General features: G+C 38.9%; 14 protein-coding genes. 3 read left to right on the forward strand and 11 right to left on the reverse strand.

The features are described from left to right. Positions 1–60: 60 nt before the first annotated feature. From TPSD3_RS14670 to urtC, 7 genes are all read right to left on the reverse strand, one after another. On the reverse strand, positions 61–561 hold the full coding sequence (locus TPSD3_RS14670) for a hypothetical protein (protein WP_086489286.1): 501 nt from the start codon (positions 559–561) through the stop codon (positions 61–63). Between the two features lie 64 nt (positions 562–625). Next, positions 626–1153: a transposase gene (locus TPSD3_RS14675; RefSeq protein WP_176329890.1), complete on the reverse strand. Its 528-nt coding sequence runs from the start codon at positions 1151–1153 to the stop codon at positions 626–628. Between the two features lie 55 nt (positions 1154–1208). Beyond that, the gene (locus TPSD3_RS14680) at positions 1209–1658 is read right to left on the reverse strand and encodes a helix-turn-helix domain-containing protein (protein WP_086489288.1); all 450 of its coding nucleotides are present in this window, start codon (positions 1656–1658) and stop codon (positions 1209–1211) included. After that, on the reverse strand, positions 1642–2352 hold the full coding sequence (locus tag TPSD3_RS14685; RefSeq protein ID WP_086489289.1) for a hypothetical protein: 711 nt from the start codon (positions 2350–2352) through the stop codon (positions 1642–1644). Before TPSD3_RS14685 ends, TPSD3_RS14680 begins: the two co-directional genes overlap by 17 nt. Beyond that, positions 2349–3359 (reverse strand): DNA-methyltransferase, encoded by a 1011-nt coding sequence (locus TPSD3_RS14690; protein ID WP_086489290.1) that lies wholly within the window; start codon positions 3357–3359, stop codon positions 2349–2351. Before TPSD3_RS14690 ends, TPSD3_RS14685 begins: the two co-directional genes overlap by 4 nt. A gap of 48 nt (positions 3360–3407) precedes the next feature. Then, positions 3408–4013: a Uma2 family endonuclease gene (locus tag TPSD3_RS14695; protein WP_086489291.1), complete on the reverse strand. Its 606-nt coding sequence runs from the start codon at positions 4011–4013 to the stop codon at positions 3408–3410. Between the two features lie 22 nt (positions 4014–4035). Next, positions 4036–5142 (reverse strand): urea ABC transporter permease subunit UrtC, encoded by a 1107-nt coding sequence (gene urtC / locus TPSD3_RS14700; protein ID WP_086489292.1) that lies wholly within the window; start codon positions 5140–5142, stop codon positions 4036–4038. A gap of 206 nt (positions 5143–5348) precedes the next feature. On the opposite strand from urtC, the gene TPSD3_RS14705 reads away from it, so the two are divergent. The 3 genes from TPSD3_RS14705 to TPSD3_RS14715 are packed head-to-tail and all read left to right on the forward strand — an operon-like array spanning position 5349 to position 11249. Beyond that, positions 5349–9338, forward strand: a complete 3990-nt coding sequence (locus TPSD3_RS14705; protein WP_086489293.1) for a PAS domain S-box protein — start codon at positions 5349–5351, stop codon at positions 9336–9338. Continuing rightward, positions 9338–10450 carry an ATP-binding response regulator gene (locus tag TPSD3_RS14710; protein ID WP_086489294.1) on the forward strand — a complete coding sequence of 371 codons (1113 nt, stop codon included), beginning with the start codon at positions 9338–9340 and terminating at the stop codon, positions 10448–10450. The genes TPSD3_RS14705 and TPSD3_RS14710 overlap by 1 nt, the downstream gene beginning before the upstream one ends. A gap of 58 nt (positions 10451–10508) precedes the next feature. Further along, the gene (locus TPSD3_RS14715) at positions 10509–11249 is read left to right on the forward strand and encodes a hypothetical protein (RefSeq protein ID WP_086489295.1); all 741 of its coding nucleotides are present in this window, start codon (positions 10509–10511) and stop codon (positions 11247–11249) included. Here the strand turns inward: TPSD3_RS14715 and TPSD3_RS14720 are convergent. From TPSD3_RS14720 to TPSD3_RS14735, 4 genes are read right to left on the reverse strand one after another with little or no spacing between them, the layout of a single operon-like run. Beyond that, positions 11246–11938, reverse strand: coding sequence for a TIGR04283 family arsenosugar biosynthesis glycosyltransferase (locus tag TPSD3_RS14720; RefSeq protein WP_086489296.1), 693 nt, complete (start codon positions 11936–11938; stop codon positions 11246–11248). The two genes, TPSD3_RS14715 and TPSD3_RS14720, sit on opposite strands and share 4 nt — an antisense overlap. 53 nt (positions 11939–11991) lie before the next feature. After that, the gene (hypF, locus tag TPSD3_RS14725; RefSeq protein ID WP_086489297.1) at positions 11992–14265 is read right to left on the reverse strand and encodes a carbamoyltransferase HypF; all 2274 of its coding nucleotides are present in this window, start codon (positions 14263–14265) and stop codon (positions 11992–11994) included. Between the two features lie 27 nt (positions 14266–14292). Beyond that, on the reverse strand, positions 14293–16458 hold the full coding sequence (locus TPSD3_RS14730; RefSeq protein WP_086489298.1) for a TonB-dependent receptor plug domain-containing protein: 2166 nt from the start codon (positions 16456–16458) through the stop codon (positions 14293–14295). A gap of 18 nt (positions 16459–16476) precedes the next feature. Next, the gene (locus TPSD3_RS14735; RefSeq protein WP_086489299.1) at positions 16477–17037 is read right to left on the reverse strand and encodes a TOL_0243 family YfiR-like periplasmic protein; all 561 of its coding nucleotides are present in this window, start codon (positions 17035–17037) and stop codon (positions 16477–16479) included. Positions 17038–17120 lie beyond the last annotated feature (83 nt).

The raw sequence follows: 17120 nt of genomic DNA on the forward strand, positions 1-17120 counted from the left end.
TTTTATTATGATATTGTGAGGTCGAGGAAAGGGAATGGGGTGATCATTATCTACAGGAGTTTATTTTTTAATTCCATATTTTTGTAAAATTTTTTGCCAATCATCTATGTGAAATGCTTTAACTTCGGTAGAACTTTCAGCATCAATAATTAAATTTTCAGTATAAATGCGTATAAATTCATCATAATTATCAATAAAACGCAAATAGTATTTAAGAGAACTAATAATACCATTAACAATAATATCCAAACCTAATGCTTGTTTAATCTTTGTGAGATAATCAACAACTTCTTTTTCTACTTGCTCTGTTTCAAAATTACTAAGATTTTTTACAAAAGTTGTTAAAATATAATAACGATTTACAGGAATATTTTGTGTCTTTTTGACAATGTCAAAAACCAAATATTTATCAATCGCTACATTATGTTTAATTTCTATGATTTCAAATGGCTGATTATCGGGTGTATAAATTTCAATATCACCAAAACCATGTTTATCTGGAGAAGTATGTACTTGCAAAGGAAGCAATTTTTTATCTTCGTATCTTTCAAATTTAGTCATTAATATTTGATAAATATACCAAAATTATGTGAGATATAAAAACAAATTAAGTTTTTATATCTACCTAGACATTAGGTATAAGATACTGTTTAATTTTATTAAACTTAAACACTTTACCTGACAAAAAGGTCTCAAACATACTAGTGACTTCTTTAAAGCTTGATAGACGATGAAAATTCTTTCTGACCCAATTCTTACCTTGAAGCCAAATATCCTCGACTGGATTTTGCTCTGGTGCATTGGGCGCAAATCTTAATAAACGAACTTTCCATTCTGATTCTGGAAATCCCCCATTTAATTTCTCTAAATAAGTTCTTAAACCTTCAGAACGATGATAACTTGCACCATCCCAAATAATCACATGACGGGCTTCTTTATGTCTGTAAATGAGCCAGTTAATAAAGTCTATCGTATATTTTGTATCGGCTTTCTTTGCTCTATCTAAAATAAATTCTCCCGTATAAATATTCACCGCTCCATACCACGTTTGAGAAGTGCGATAATTACTCATCTTTATTGACGTTCTTTCTCCTTTTTTCGACCAAACATAACCACAAATATCTCCCCACAACTGATGGCTTTCGTCTTGCATCCAGTACATTACCTCTCCACTTTCTATCTGTTCACGCTCCTTATCTATTAAATCCTTAATCTCTTTTTTTTTTAGCTTCTACTTTTACCTCATCTTTTGCCGAATTCTCTTTGTGTGTCTTCTTATAACTTAAATTCGCTTCTTCTAATAATTTAGTATAAGAAGTATTTGAAGAATAGAAAACATCATACTCCTCTTTTAAGTATCTCTTTAGTTCCTCTATTGTTATTGTCTTCTTTTCTTGTATCCAATTAATCACATCTTCTCGTTCACGCGGCTTTAAATACCCTGGCGAGCCTTTATACGCTAACTTTAATCCTTCCACCCCTGACGCTAAATAAATGGCTTTCCATTTATCCACAAATTGCACACTGACACAACACGCTAAAGCCGCTTCCGCACGCACAAAACCAAGCAAAGACATTCTTACTGCCATCGCTCGCTTCACTTCTCTCGCTTCGCCTGTTGACATTAACTCTTCTAAATCTTCATATCTTTTGTTCATTATTCTCTCCTATTTGAAAAGTATTATTATACGACTCTGAAAAAATTGGTATAGAATAAATAGCAATTACAGGCAAGCGAGAACTTTGCTTGCTCTCAAAATGCTTTTGTAGCATTTCAACAATCAAATAAATATTTAAATAGTTTGCACGATTTGCTTGAATTTGGACGGTATGAAAAACGTCATATTCTGCTTGAGACAAAGCAATTAACTTGGCAAAAATATACTGTAAATAATCCGTTGGATTGGCATTATTTTCTTCAACTTGTTCAAAAATATTTAAAAAACTTTCTTTAAGTTGTTTGTTTCTAATTTTAAGATGCTGTCCTTCTTTTTTATTCCACTTGATTTCTGCTCTTAATGAAAGCGTTAAAAATGAACTTTCTTTATTGGCATATCTGGGAAAATAATTTTTAAAAAATGGCATGGTATATTTTGTGTCTAATGTTCTGGCTGAATAACCTCCAATAAAACCACTGCCATCATTTTTCTCTGTTCTATGTAAACGAATATCTTGTTGAGGTTCAAGTATTTTTTTCATAAGGCTTGTTACTAAAGCCGAAATTAAAGATTTATTACTGCTAATTTTATCCATTAACACATCAATATCACGTTTCACGACTGGTGAAATTTGATTAAAATCTAATGTCTTTGCATTTTGATAAGCCGTTTCTAAAATTTCTTCTTCTCTCATAAAAATAATTCTTGCATAAAATCAACTTGTTTTAATCGTTGATTAGCCAATTCAACATATTCAGGTTTAATTTCTATGCCCAAATAATGACGGTTTAAATTTTTAGCGGCCAAACACGTTGTGCCACTTCCACAAAAAGGATCAAGAATAATATCGTTTTCTTTGCTCAATAATTTTATCAATTCTTGAACAATATATAACGGATAAACCGCAGGATGGGCATTATCTTTTGTTATTTCAACAGGACTTTCTATAATATCTTTCTTCAGCTTATTCCCTAAAATTTTAATGATAGTAAAACCATGATTGCGAATTTGATTATTTCTTCCCCCTTCCATACCACCATAAGCTTCTTTGTGAAGACCTTTAATTTTCATTCTAAAACTGTCAATTTCTCCCTTATGAACGGCTAAAATCGCTTCTTGCAGCGATTTTCGAGCATTTTCTTTCTGTGCTTCATTCAAGTCAGATTTTTCGATTAAATCAAAATATTGTTTGCCCAATTTTTCACTGGGTTTACCTTTATTTGCTTTATTCAGATCATCTAAATGCTTTAAATAATTACTGAGATCAAAATAATAATCTTTTGATTTAGCAAAAATAAAAAAAGGTTCTGTGGCTTGTATTAATTTGCGTTTATCCTGTCTAGGTGTAGGATTTAATTTTGCCCATGTGATTTGGTTAATCAAAAATAATTGTGAACTTTCCAATGCTTTAATAGCAAATTTATAAGGAAGTAAAGACAGACCTCCATTAATATATTTATCTCCCAAATTAAAAACAATACAACCCGTTGGTTTCGCCACCCGCACACATTCAAAAAAAACAGCCAATACATTTTCTAAATATTTTTCTTCACTGTTTTCTCCTCCAATACCTAAATGACCATTACCATAATCTCGTTGTTGAAAATAAGGAGGCGAAGTCAAGATTAAATCAATACTTTCATCTTTCAATGTTTTTAAAATAGTTAAACTATCACCTGTTAAAATATTATTTATTTCCATTTTCTTTACCAAAAAATTTATGATTTAATACTCATTATATTTCACCGCTTAATCCACAAACACCTTCCCCAAATCAATCTTTAATTCAGGAAATAAAACAGGAGTGACCATATCTTCACTTGAATACATAGCAATCAATTGATATTGTCTGGATTCTTCATTTAAGAAAAACTGTTGCACCACCTGCTCGTAAGGATAAACTAACCAATATTCTAACACACCGCTTTCTTGATAAAGTTGATATTTAATGTGCATTTCTTTTTTAGAATTGCCTTTAGAAAGAATCTCAATAATCCAATCCGGCGCACCATGACATCCTTGTTCCGTTAATCGCTTTGGATCGCAAATGACGCACAAATCAGGTTGCACTACCGTATAAATTTCCTGATCAGATAAAATGGATTTTTTATGATCGTACAATTTAACATCGAAAGGCGCGTGAAAAATTTGGCACTTTTTTTCTTCTAAATAAACACCAATTTTTAGTAAAAAATTCCGAGATAAAATCTGATGTTTCACATTAGGCGCGGGCGACATGGGCATAATTTTGCCTTTAATTAATTCAACCGCATCATCAAATCGCCACGTTAAATAATCGGCATAATTATAAGTGCCTTGCAAATCTAATTGAGATAATTGCGTAATCAAAGCCATGTGCATTTCTCCAAAACTTAACTCACGATGAACGTTGTTTAAACCATCTCATAAAGAAAAGATTATCTTTATGCCAAATGCCACGCGGTAAAAATAGCGTGACAAAAATAAAAAGTCCACCTAAGAAATATAACCAAAGATCAGGATAAGCCACGGTAAACCAGCTTTTAGCACCATTTACCACGCCTGCACCAATCAAGCCGCCCACCAAAGTTCCACGCCCCCCAACAGCCACCCAAATCGCCATTTCAATCGAATTCGCAGGCATCATTTCACCGGGATTAATAATCCCTACTTGCGGCACATATAACGCCCCCGCTAAACCACACAATACCGCAGAAAATGTCCAAACAAATAACTTATAATGCAAAGGATTATAACCACAAAACATCACTCGACTTTCCGCATCTCGAATCGCCATCAATACCCGACCCAATTTACTGGTCACTAACCAACGACATAATAAATAACTAAGAAATAAAACAATCGCTGTCACCATATACAGAGCAATGCGCGTGTGGTGATCTTGTAAAGAATAGCCTAAAATAAATTTGAAATCGGTTAAACCATTATTACCACCGAAACCTGTTTCATTGCGAAAAAATAATAACATTAAAGCAAATGTCATGGCTTGAGTAATAATCGAAAAATAAACGCCCTTAATACGCGAACGAAACGCTAAAAAACCAAAAATATAAGCCAATACGCCCGGCACTAATAAAGCCATTAATAGGGTAAAACCAAAATGATCAAATCCATACCAAAACCAAGGCAATTCTTTCCAATCAAGAAACACCATAAAATCAGGCAATTCACTGCGATACACGCCTAAACCCGACATGCTACGCATCAAATACATCCCCATCGCATAGCCACCCAACGCAAAAAATACCCCATGCCCCAGACTTAATATACCCGCATAACCCCAAATTAAATCCATCGCTAATGCAACAAGCGCGTAACAAAGAAATTTACCCAATAAAGGAATCACATAATCAGGTAAATGAAAAGATGAATTTGCTTCCACCGTCAAATTAAGTAATGGAACACCCACAATAGCAATTAGGGCTATTGTAAGGACTAAAAACCAAGCCAATGGGCTGTGCATTTGCTGCAATCGTGTCATCATGAATTTTCCATTTATTAAATCATTATTTATTAAGTATTGTCTTTATTTCAGAACAAAGAGATAATTCTATCTTTTAAACGATATTGTCCCATGTTTCTCATAAGAAAGCTACATTTACGCTCTCCCGCTTGCACCATTGAATTTAATCGCGATCACAAGCACATTGTTCAAAATAACTCACTTTTAACCCACGTTTTCTTGTACAATTGAATACATCAATACCCTCTCCATTACCGCGATTGACGGCGGATACTGTATTATCGACAGCTTATTTTCTCACGAGCGAGTCCCATTTTCCTGATTTTTTGTACAGGTTGGCTCGTTTTGGTTGTGAAAGCTGTTGTAGTTCTCGCTGCGTTGTTTTACATAAATCGCCTCATGGTTGGCAAGTGGTCATTGATTCTCGTGAATGTTATACGCACACTCCGATTCATCCGCTACATTGGCAGACTTATGAATTGCCACACACCATTTTAAACCATGCTTTTGAGAAAAATAAACTCTGTCTTTATCAAAATAGTCCCGAATTATGGGAATCTAATGCGCAATGGCACATTACCGATTCTCCTAAAGCCAATGAAAGCCATCTTTGCCTGCCCATTATCTTACCCAATACCACCCAACCTCAAGCATGGCTTTATTTACTGCGTCGCGCTTTATTTAAGCCCGAAGAGTGGAATTTATTGCATCAATTAGCTCCGCATATTGGCGTGGGATTGAGACATGCAATAGTGCAACAACAAATTGATAATAAAGAATTAATTTGGCATCAAGTATTAAATGCTTTACCTGAAGCAATTAGCATTTATAATTCACAAGGCGAGTCTATTTTTAATAATGCGTTAATGCAAGATTTATTGACCGATCAATTAAATGATTGGGTGTCAAAATCCTATTTTGTACAAACCCATGCCCAAACACAACAAATATTGCCTAAATTAGTCACGGCACATCCTGATCAATATACGCGATTTTGTTTTGAATTAGAATTAAAACATCCTAAATTGGGACAATTGCCTTTACAAGCCACTGTGATTCGGCTTTTTGATGATACGGGAAATGTGGCATTAATGATTCATGTTTTTCGTGATGTCAGTATGCAAAAAAAACATGAAATGCAATTAGAAGAACATCAAAATGAATTAGAAATTCAAAATCAAGAATTGCAAATATCTCAACGGCGTTTAGAGCAGGCTTATTATGATTATCAGCAATTATATGAATTTGCACCGATTGCTTACATTACCTGTGATGAAAATAGCGTTATTTTAGAATTAAATTTAAAAGCGGCTGAGTTATTAGGCTATGATCGTTGGTTGTTAAAACGTAAAAATTTACAGCAATTTATGCGTGGAGAATATTTAAACGATTATCGCGCTTATGTTCAACACATGATCCAAGAGAAAAGCAGCGTTGAATGTGAATTGCAATTTTTACGTCCTGATGGGCGATTAATTAGCGTGCAGTTACAAATGGTTTGCTTAGATCAAGAGGAGGAATATAACGATAATTTGCGCATTCAAATTGGCATGATTGACATTACCCATCATAAACGAATTGAATCTGAATTAAAACAATACCGAGACCATTTAGAAGAATTAGTACGCCATCGCATGAGTGAATTGCAAACCGCTAATGATCAATTACAACATGAAATCATGGAACGGCGAATGACGGAGCAGCGATTGCGCTTAATGGAGTCGGTCGTGGTGCATTCTAATGATGCGGTAATGATTACTGAAGCAGAACCATTAACCAATACCACACCACGCATTATTTATATTAATTATGCTTTTACCGAATTAATAGGATATAGTTTAGATCAAATTTTAGATAAAGCTCCCCCACATTTACAACGCACCATTTCGGCTAATTTGCGCTCATTACAACAATTAAATCAAGCCATGTTGAATTGGCAACCGATTCAAATTGAATTGCAAGTGCAAAAAGAGACTAACCAATTGATTTGGTTGGAAGTACGTACTTTTCCGCTCACTGATTGGCATGGAGATTATAGTCATTGGGTATTTATGCACCGTGATATTACTGAGAGAAAACGGGAAGAAGAAATGTTGCGTTTGGCTAAATTTTCTTTAGATCAAGCTGCTGAAGGTGTGCAATGGATTGATCCTAATGGGCGTTTATTATATGTGAATCATACTTTATGTGAACAGTTTAAATATGAAGAAAAAGAACTATTAAAATTACGGGTCAGTGATATTGATAATAATATCCCACAACCATTATGGGATGTGATGTGGTTTGAAATTAAACAAGCCGTTTCTTTTACTTATGAAAGCACAGGAACGCGGCGCACAGGCGGACAATTTCCCATTGAAGTCACCGTTAATTATTTGGCATTTAAAGGCAAAGAATTTGTGTGTGCTTTTGTACGGGATATTACTGAAAGAAAATTAGCTGAAGCCGCTTTAAAAAATAGTGAACAACGCTTTAAAGCAATTTTTAATAATGCGGCGGTAGGCATTGCCTTAACAAATCAATATGGTAATCATATTCAAGTCAATAGTCGTTGGCTGGAAATGATCGGTTATTCTGAAACGGAATTTATTTATAAAAATTGGCGAGAAATTACTTTTCCTGCTGATATTGAAATCAGTCAACAATGCCGCCAATCATTGATGAATCGAGAGATTGAAACCTATCAATTAGAAAAACGCTTTATTCGTAAAGATGGTTCTTTATTTTGGGGAAGTATTTGGGCGGCACCTTTATGGGATAATGAACAGAAATTAGCCGCAATTGTTTCAATTATTACCGATGTCACCGAACGGAAAAAAACAGAGAAAGCATTAAAACAAAATGAGGAACGATTGCGTCGTTATTTTGAACAACCTTTAATTGGAATGCAGACCCGTTCGATTAATTATGGTTTAATCGAAGTTAATGATCGATTTTGCGAAATTATTGGTTATAGTCGCGTTGAATTATTGCAAATGAAATGGACGGATTATACTCATCCTGAGGACGTGCGCGAAGATATTATGCAATTTCAACGCATAGTCAGTAAAGAAATAGACAGTTATTCTTTAGAAAAACGTTATATTCGCCGTGATGGTCAATGTATTTATACCAGCATTGCGGTTTATTGCGTGCGCGATCCAGAAGGAGAAGCCGATCATTTTATTACTTTTGTTGAAGACATTACCAAAAGAAAACAAGCCGAATTTAGGTTGCAACAAGCCAAAGAAGCCGCTGAAATTGCCAATCAAGCTAAAAGTCAATTTTTAGCCAATATGAGTCATGAATTGCGCACACCATTAAATGCTATTTTGGGTTATACTCAAATTTTACATAATGACAGCACATTAAATAATAGGCAAAAAGAAGAAATTAATATTATTCACCGCAATGGTGAATATTTACTGACTTTAATTAATGATATATTAGATTTAGCAAAAATAGAAGCGGGAAAAATCGAATTAGTTTTTAATGAATTTTTACTGGTACGCTTTTTACAAGATTTAACGGATTTATTTCGTCTGCGCTCACAACAAAAAGGGATTGATTTTATTTGTGAATTGGCTGATGATTTACCCAGTCGAATTTATGCGGATGAGAAACGGCTACGGCAGGTGTTAATTAACTTGTTGAGCAATGCGGTTAAATTTACCCATCGTGGTGCGGTGACGCTGCACATTTCGCGGGTGCAAGGGACTGAACAATTGCATTTTGCGGTCATCGATACGGGGGTTGGTATCGCAGAAGCGGATCAAACGCTTATTTTTCAACCTTTTCAACAAGTTGGAGAACAACAGTACCGCGCAGAAGGCACAGGTTTGGGTTTGTCTATTACGCAACAATTAATTGAAAAAATGGGCGGAAAATTGCACCTAAAAAGCGAATTAAATCAAGGTTCTTGTTTTTCTTTTTCTCTTCCCTTATCACCGATTGCCGATGATTCTACTTTATGGTTAGATAAAATTGAAAATACCCTATTATCTAATTTTACTATTGAAAATATTGAGAATAAAACAATAGAGATTCAATTATCTTCTGAACAAGCTGCCATTTTATATGATTTAACATTGCGGGGAGATATTGAAGGGATTCGTGATTTTTTAAATCATTTAGAAAAAGATTTCCCCGAACAAAAAGCAGCGATTGCGCCACTTTATTTACTGCTCAATCCGCTACAGAAAAAACAACTTCGTCACATTGCTGAACGTTATTTGTAATGGATACTGCACATTTTTCTAAGCCACAAGCGACTATTTTAATTATCGATGATGTTCCCGATAATATTAATGTATTGCATCGTTTTTTATGTCAAGCGGGTTTTCGGGTTTTAGTGGCTTACGATGGCGAAGATGGCATTGCCACCGCAGAATATGCCTTACCGGATTTAATTTTATTGGATGTGATGATGCCCGGTCGAGATGGTTTTAGTGTGTGCCATCATTTAAAACAGCAAACCATTACCGCAGAGATTCCGATTATTTTTATGACGGCTTTAACCGATATAGAGCATAAAGTAAAAGGCTTTCATTCGGGCGCAGTCGATTATATCACTAAGCCTTTTCAACAAGAGGAAGTATTGGCTCGTTTAACCACACAATTATCTTTACGCCAAGCCCAGCAGCAATTAATGCAACGCAATCGAGAATTAGATGCTTATGCACACACGGTTTCTCACGATTTAAAAAATCCTTTGAGTGCTATTATTAGCCTATCGGATTTATTGTTAGAATCGTTGTCACCGAATAAAACTCCTTCAGAACGACAATTAAGGGAATTAAGTTTTATTCGTCAAGCGGGACAACAAGCGGTTAATATTATTGATGCACTGTTATTATTAGCAGGAGTTTCTCGACAAAAAACAGTGCAGCTTATTGAATTAGATATGTTGTCTATTATGCACACGGTGATTGAGCAGCGTTTAGATTTATTTATTAAACGTTATCATGGTGTGATTGAATTGCCTGCTTATTGTCCAAATGCGTTGGGTTATGCGCCGTGGGTAGAGGAAATTTGGGTGAATTATATTAGTAATGGTTTAAAATATGGAGGATCGCCGCCTAAATTGCGTTTAGGTGCGACTCCAGAAGAAAATGGACATGTTCGCTATTGGGTGCGCGATAATGGGCCTGGCTTATCTAAGGAAGAAACCGCTACATTATTTAAACCATTTAATCGTTTAGAACAAACAAAAAAAGTGGATGGTCACGGTTTAGGTTTATCGATTGTGCAGCAAATTGTGGAGCGTTTAGGCGGCCAAGTCGGAGTAAATAGTCAACTTGGACATGGCAGTGAATTTTATTTTATTTTGCCGGGTTGTCATCGGCATTAATTTGTTTATTTGAGACAGATTATTATTTTTTTCTACCAAAAGGAGACCCAAAAAAAACATGCGTTTATTACTCATCATTTCGCTGTTATTCTCTGCTTTAAATAGCTATGCGCAAAGTGCGGCTATTGATACTTTGGAAGTGAAAAATTATCGCTTTCCCGTGATTGAATTAGAAGATGCCGCAGTGGCTGAAAAAATTAACCAATCTTTGGTAAAAGAAGTGTTATTACCGATTTTGGAAAATGCACCTGCGGAAAACGCTACGGCAGCCTCTTTATTGCAAACTATTTTTGATGAGGCTTTATTAACCAGCAATCCTGAATTAGCTGAATATAGCGGCATTGATTATCACCTGACTTATCATGACAATGGCCTGTTGTCATTAATGCTGACCGTAGAATATATGGGAGCATATCCTAGCCAACACATTGAATATCTTAATTTTGATTTAAGCGACGGTCGTTTATTGACCAAAGAAGATTTTTTAGCCGCTAATCAAATTAAACCATTTCAAAAAGAATTAGGGAAGTTTGTGACGCGCCGCATTAAAGAACGGGCGAAAGAAGTCGCCAGCGATTTTGGCGATACGCCTAAAGCCTTTATTAGCACTGTAAATGAAGCAATCGATCCTGATTATTTAAAGCGTTTTCAAATCACCACAAAAGGCGTTATTTTCTACGTCGATTATGGTTTACCACACGCCTTGAAAGCGTTAGAACCTGAAAATGATTATTTGTTTCTTTATAAGAATTTAAAGCCGTTTTTAGATAGCGAAGGTGTATTAAAATTCGTATTTTAACGATACCATTGGCGTAAATAGTCGGGTGATACACCTAGCGCGTAGGCAAGGCGCAACGTCCACATAAGCAGAATTGTCTTACTGATACCCTGCCGTTCCCACCGCCGCGACGAAGTCAAAACCCGCATAGGCAGGCAATGTGGCGGCTGTTGTCGCTTTAAAGCCGCGCAAATCGCCACATCTTCCATCAGCGCAATTTCAGGAAAACCACCCACCGCCGCAAAGGCTTGTTGTGTCACCAGCAAGCCTTGATCCCCCGTGCCAATCCCCGTCCAACACGCCCGCTGGTTCATCATGTATTCGACTACACGCAATCGCCAATTATCCCCCGATAAACGCACAGAAAAATAGCCCCACGCCCTCTGTTGTGCTTCAAATTCAGGCAAAATCTGTTGCAACAAAATAGGCGCGGACAACACCGTGTCGGCATGTAAAAACAGGAAATAATCACAATTTTTCGCCGCAGCCGCGCCTGCATTCAATTGTCGCGCTCGCTGGGGTGGCGTACAAATCACCATCTCATCCACCCACGGCCGCGCATAACTGAGCGTGGCATCAGAACTGCCACCATCCACCAATATAATACAATGCCCCTGTTCTCGGCATTCTTGCAACGCGATTAAAGTAAAAATAATAAATTCGCTTTCGTTTAACGTGGGAATAATAATGGCTAATTTGCGGTTTATCATTGTGGTAAAACCCATGTGACATTTAAAATTGGTTTAGTGCGGTCGGATCAGTTTTACATTAAAGCATTTTCACTGTAATGCAAAATTTGCCCCGTCGCAATACCTGCATCATTACTCGGCAAACGTTCGGCTATCGCCACCGTAAAGCCCAGCAATTGCAACAAAGATACACATAAATCTGTTAATACCCGATTTTGAAACACACCACCACACAAACCAATGCGTGTACATCCCGTGATTTTTGCCAAAGATCGCGCTTGTTCGGCTAATGCTCTGGCTAAACTCTGATGAAAACCGTGGGATCGTTCGGCCATACTTAAACTATTGTCTTGCAAAAAAGGAATCAGCACCGACCAATCGAATACACAAGTTCCTGCCTGATCCCAAGAAATGGGCAAAATAGGGCCAGGAGCATCGCTGTCAGAAGCCAAAGATTCGAGTAACATCGCCCCTTGTGCTTCATAATTGGACACGTACACTAAACCCAACAGCGCGGCCGCCGCATCAAATAAACGTCCTACTGAAGTACTTTCTGCGCAATTCAAGCGACGAGTCCACGCCTCATAAACCCAGTCACTTTTAGCCAATGGTGGCAACCAATGATCCCCCACCTCCCAACACAATGCTGCTGCACTGCGCCATGGCTCTCGTCCAACCTTATCTCCGCCGGGTAAAGTGAAAGGGCGGCAATGGCCGACCCGCCGCCATTGACCGACGTGACCGTGAAATACTTCTCCGCCCCACAACTGCCGTTTCTCCCCATAACCCACCCCATCCCAAACAAACATCAGCCACGTTTGATCCGGCGCATATTCTCCGGCTAGTGCCGAAGCATGGGCATGATGATGTAAAACAGAATAACTGGGAAAACCACTTTGTTTGGCCCAACGGGTACTTTGATAATCGGGATGAGCATCGTGAATAACCGCTTGAATATCCACCTGATAAAGACGTTGTAAGGTGTCTATGGTTTGCGTAAACGTATCCACACTGCGCGGAGAATCCAACACCCCAATGTGAGGAGAAACAACAAGCCGTTTATCCCACGCGATGGCGATGGTATTTTTCAAATGGCCGCCGACGGCGAGTGTGGGTTGAGCGATGGGATAACGTAACTGTAATTCTAAGGGAGTGTGGCCGCGTCCCAAACGTACGGGACGCATTCGCCGCTGAATTTGCCGAAAAACACTGTCATCCGCAGGACGTAAAATCGGGCGATTGTGGTGCAAATACGCATCCACCCAAGGCAAACGTTGCTGCACACTCTCCGCTTCGATCAACACCGGTTCACCACTGACATTGGCCGACGTGGCCACTAAGGGCGCACCAAATTCATCTAATAACCAATGATGTAACGGACTGTAGGGAAGCATTGCGCCCACTTCGTTTAATCCCGGCGCAATCAACGGCGACAATCGTTTTTTCCCCCCGCGCTCACGCAATAATACAATAGGACGCGATGGATCGCGTAACCAAGCCGCCTCCACATCATCACAGTGCAAATAAGTATGAATCTGCGTTAAACCGTCTTCTCCTTGTTCGGGAAATAAAACGGCTAAGGGTTTAGCCAAGCGGGGTTTACGCCGTCGTAAACGTTGAATGGCCACATGTTGTTGCGCATCGCACAACAAATGATAGCCACCAATGCCTTTTACCGCGACGATCAGGCCTTGTTTCAACGCATCGACGGCGGCACAAAGGGCGAAGTCATGGTTTTGCTGTGATGCAACAATTTTATGGGGAGAAACAAAACTTAACTGTGGCCCGCACACCGGACAAGCCAACGGTTGGGCATGAAAACGGCGATCTAAAGGATTGTTATACTCTTTTTCGCATTCGGGACACAAGGGAAAACGCGCCATACTGGTGTTAGGACGGTCGTAAGGCAAGCGTTCAATGAGCGTATAGCGGGGGCCACATTGTGTACAATTAATAAACGGATAACGATAACGACGATCCTGCGGATCACGCATTTCACGTAAACAATCAGGACACACAAAATAATCCGGTGGCACATGAATCTCTGCGTGAGTTTGTTTTTGACTGACACGAATGTCAAATTGCGCACAAGACTCAAGTGCCGCCGGTTCACACGAGGCAATGCGCGCTTGCGATAAAGGGGGCGCATGGCGCAATAAATCATCTGCAAAACATTGTAATTGTTCAGGATTTCCCTGTGCGTGAATTTCAACTGTCCCTGCGAGATTACGCACCCACCCCGTTAAATGATACTGCCGCGCCAAACGGTAAACGTAAGGACGAAAACCAACACCCTGCACCCGCCCAGTCAGCAACCACCGCCGAGCCAAAAAAAGAGCTGAGGTCATGACACCACCGAAACATAAAAATAACCATTAAAACCGATAGCGAAATTCCCCAAACCAATGTCGTCCCGGTAAAGGCAAATCATTGTCAATTCCAGAATCCATATCAGAAGGTTCTCGTGCGTTGCTATCAAACACATTACGCACTCCAAAAACCACATTCCAATGTCCTTGTTGTAATAATTTACGGCGAACATTTAAATCAAACAACCAATAATCTTTCAAGCGCGGACGTAAATCTCCGAATTGTCGATGCCGTCCCCCAACCCACCGCGCCGTAGTATCTAAATACCAATTCGGCATAAACAACCAATCTCCCCGCACAAATAAAGAACGCCCAGCCGCTTGGGGAATGCGATAGCCTACACTGTCTTCAGCATGTTGCCACGCATAATTGACCAATAAACTGGTCGTTGCCGTAGTTTTCCAACGAATTTCTGCCTCCATCCCATAACCACGTTGAGAGTCTGAATTGGTGGGCATAATGGCATCGGGAAGATAATTAATTTTGCGTAATGTTTTATAACGAAAAATATTCAGTGATAAATAGGCTTTTTGGCTTAAAATATAATCAAATGCCAATTCAGAAGAAGCAATTTCTTCAGGCTGTAATGCGGGATTACCGCGGGTTAATAAACTTTCTTTCAGGTGCAATTCAACAAAAGAAGGCGCACGAAAGGCTTGGGCATACAGTAATTTTGTGGTCAAACGCGGCGTAGCTTCCCACACCAGCGCAAAACGAGGATTAATCGTACTGGCAAAATCCGTATATTCATCATAACGAATGCCACCGGTCAACACCCAATCTGGAGCTAAACTCCAACTGTCCTGCACATAAGCATACCAATGACCGCGTTGATTTAAATCAAAAGGTTGCTCATCAGCGGACAAAGCGCGAGCATAAGGTAACACAACGGGCAATTCTTCATTACTATTTGGCGATAAAAAATTTTGAAAACTACTAATGCGAGTTAATTCCGCTTGATCGTAACCAAGACCAAAACGAAATAAATGCGCCTCAATGCCACGATAAAAACTGGATAATTGAATATAATGTTGCCGCTCTGTTAAATGCGAATAAGAAACCAAGCCATCAGGAAATAATCCCCCAAAAGCCCCCGGCGGAAGTAATTGCAAATTATTGGGTTTAACATGAAAATAAGTCGTACCGATTTCTGCTTCAACGTCCAAATCAGGATTAATACGCTCGCGGCGATAACCGAGACTGGCATGAATACGCTCACTGTCACTTGTTCCCACGGGGTCTAAGGCGTATCCGTAGCCCAAATGCGTGCCGACTTCATCTTGTCGGGTGTAACTCAGTTGAGCGCGCACATACCGATATCCTGCATCCAAGCGGGTTTCTAAAGCCTCATGTTGAGCATTGACGGGACCCGGCGCACGAGAGGCCTGCGTACCAAACGCCTCATCCAGCGCGGTTTGGGCATCGCGTTCAATCACTTTTTTCATGCCCTCCGTTTCACTCCATTCCAGCGTTGCGGCCAAACTGAGATCACCATATTGTTTTCCATGCACAGCCCACAACGCATGGCTGCCAAAACTGCCCAATTGCACCCCCACCTCAGAGCCATTAATATCTTGTCCCTTGCGGGTAATCACGTTAATGACTCCAGCAAATGCGTCCGCACCATACAAGGCCGAACCAGGGCCACGAATAACTTCAATACGTTCAATACTTTGTACCGACATGCCTTGCCATAATACACCACGATTGCCTGTCACCACAGATTTCACGGGAACATGGTTGATCATGAGCAGGACTTCTGGGTTGGTAGACGTGTAAATGCCCCGAATGGAATAAAGAGAAGTGTTATTAACACCATGATGACTGACATGTAAACCCGGCACCATTTCCAATACATCATCAATATTACGTGCGCCCATCGCTTCAATATCTTGTCGAGTGATCACCGTGGTCACCGCCGGTGCCTGCTGCCGACTCTGACTAAATCCCGTCGCCACCGAAACTTTCTCGGCTTTCACCAAACCATCAAACACATCAAAGACATCATCTAATGACACCTCAATGTCTAACATTTCTTCTAATTCAAATTGCTTTAAATAATCCACCCATTGTTCATTGGTTCTGGCATGAAGTGTTGAACTAAAACAACAGTAAGAAAAAAGACTTAAAAATACCAATCTATGGGATAAAAATTGCGCCCGTGACAACATGTGGAATCCCCTTGCGTTTTATTGTTGAACCACATCACCAACCCGTAATAAATTCGCACTGACGGTTAATTGCATATCTCGAATGGTTTGTGGATCAATCATGAAACGGACTCGATTGTCGCGCAAATAAAATTCGATCATCCCACCGACCCGAATAAAATCCGTCACATTACCCACCGTTAAAATCGGTAAATTTGCTGTTTGACGAATGATAGCATCAATCCGAGGTGCTTCAGAGGGACTAATGAACAAAATATGACAACTCTTAACCGTATCAGGTCGATTTAGATAAGAGACCTTAATGGTTCTGCCATTATATTTTTCATCTTGAACGGCTAAATCTAACACATCTTCAAACGGATTTTGTCCTAAAATACAGATAATAAAATCACTGTCTTTTGCGGCAAAAGCACTGTCCGGCCAGGTGACAAATAAACTAAAACGAAATAAAAAAATAGCTTGCAATTGCGATTCTTTTGGCATGGCTGAATTAGCAAAACCCATCGGAGACAAAGAAAGCATAAACAACAAACTAATAAGTCCATAAAAAAATCGATAAGAAATCACGGATGACAGCATGATAAATGACCTAAAGGGTAGAAGATTAAAGACAATTTAATTCAGTTGTTTCTTTGGCATGTTCGCCTACGTCAATAAATAGG

This window comes from Thioflexithrix psekupsensis, from assembly GCF_002149925.1.
GTDB lineage: Bacteria > Pseudomonadota > Gammaproteobacteria > Beggiatoales > Beggiatoaceae > Thioflexithrix > Thioflexithrix psekupsensis.